This window comes from Citricoccus sp., assembly GCF_035445025.1.
Taxonomy (GTDB): Bacteria; Actinomycetota; Actinomycetes; order Actinomycetales; family Micrococcaceae; genus Citricoccus.
In genome coordinates, this window is sequence record NZ_DAOMPX010000116.1 from 2,249 (window position 1) to 3,996 (window position 1,748).

A 1,748-nucleotide genomic window follows, 5' to 3' on the forward strand; every position below is an offset into this window, starting at 1 on the left:
CAGACCGTGAAGAACCACGGATCCCGCCGCACCGCGGCCCCTGACCCAAGGAGATCCCCATGACGACCACCTCGAACGCCGTGAACTCCGTCTCCGAGCTGGAGCGACTGAAGACCCTGCACAACGGAGAGAAGCAGCAGCTGACCTTCTCCGACGCCGAGTTCGAGCGCCGCCTGACCGGCCTGCGCCAGATCATGGCCGAACAGGGCATGGACGCCGCGATCCTCACCAGCTACCACGGCATCAAGTACTACTCCGACTTCCTCTACACCACCTTCGGCCGCAACTACGCCCTGGTCGTGACCCAGAACGAGTCGGTCACGGTCACCGCCAACATCGACGCCGGCATGCCGTGGCGCACCAGCTACGGCGACAACATCGTCTACACCGACTGGAAGCGCGACAACTTCTACTACGGCCTGCAGGAGGCCCTGCGCCGCGCCGGCGTCTCCGCGCAGCGCATCGGCGTCGAGGACGACGCCCTGCCGCTGATGGTCCGCCAGCGCATCCAGGACGCGTTCCCCGGTGCCGAGCTGACCGACGTCTCCGTGCCCGCGATGCGCCAGCGCATGATCAAGTCCGCCGAGGAGATCGAGGTCATCAAGCACGGCGCCCGCATCGGCGACCTGGGCGGCGAGGCCATCAAGGCCGCCATCCGCGAGGGCATCACCGAGTACGAGGTCGCCCTGATCGGCACCGAGGCCATGACCCACGAGATCGCCCGGACCTTCCCCCACCGCGAGGTCCGTGACACCTGGGTCTGGTTCCAGTCCGGGATCAACACCGACGGCGCCCACAACTGGGCCACCACCCGCAAGCTGCAGCGCGGCGACATCCTGTCCCTGAACTGCTTCCCGATGACCTCCGGCTACTACACCGCCCTGGAGCGCACCCTGTTCCTCGGCGAGCCGGACGAGGCCAGCCTGCACCTGTGGAACGTGAACGTCGAGGTGCACCGCCGCGGCCTCGAGCTCATCAAGCCCGGCGCCGTCTGCAAGGACATCGCCGCCGAGCTCAACGAGATCTACATCGGCTACGGCCTGCTGCCGAACCGCACCTTCGGGTACGGTCACTCCTTCGGTGTGCTGTCCCACTACTACGGCCGCGAGGCCGGCCTGGAGCTGCGCGAGGACATCGAGACCGTCCTGGAGCCGGGCATGGTCGTCTCGATGGAGCCGATGATCACCGTGATGGACGGCGAGCCCGGGGCCGGTGGCTACCGCGAGCATGACATCCTGGTGGTCGGCGAGGACGGCGCCGAGAACATCACCAAGTTCGGCTTCGGCCCGGAGCACAACATCATCGACGCCTGACCCGCACGACGATCCGCTCTCCATGAGGGGGTGGCCGGACCGGAAGCACTTCCGGTCCGGCCACCCCCTCTGCGCATCCGCCCACCCCGCCCCCGACCCGCACCCCGTCACCCGATCCGAGGAATGACATGACCCCCGCATCCGACGCCCCGTCCGCCACGTCCGCCTCCGAGAACGGGGCCCGCGGCGCCTCCGTCATCGTCAACGTCCTGCAGGTCATCCGCTGCTTCACGTCGGACGAGCCACTGCAGGGCGTGACGGAGATCGCCGCCCAGGTCGGCCTCCACAAGTCCAGCGTGTCCCGCATCCTCGCCACCCTCGAACAGGAGCACGTGGTCGAGCGTGACGAGGCGTCACGGAAGTACCGGCTGGGCCTGGGACTGATCGCCGTCGCCGGCCCCCTGCTCGCCAACCTGGACGTCCGCCGGGTCGCCA

General features: G+C 68.2%; 2 protein-coding genes. Both read left to right on the forward strand.

Annotated features, from left to right (window positions below; translation table 11 throughout):
• Positions 1 to 59 precede the first annotated feature (59 nt).
• The gene (locus PLJ28_RS15170; RefSeq protein WP_183530102.1) at positions 60 to 1,313 is read left to right on the forward strand and encodes an aminopeptidase P family protein; all 1,254 of its coding nucleotides are present in this window, start codon (positions 60 to 62) and stop codon (positions 1,311 to 1,313) included.
• A gap of 128 nt (positions 1,314 to 1,441) precedes the next feature.
• A partial coding sequence (locus PLJ28_RS15175) for a helix-turn-helix domain-containing protein (RefSeq protein WP_324590368.1) occupies positions 1,442 to 1,748 on the forward strand: 307 nt, incomplete at its 3' end.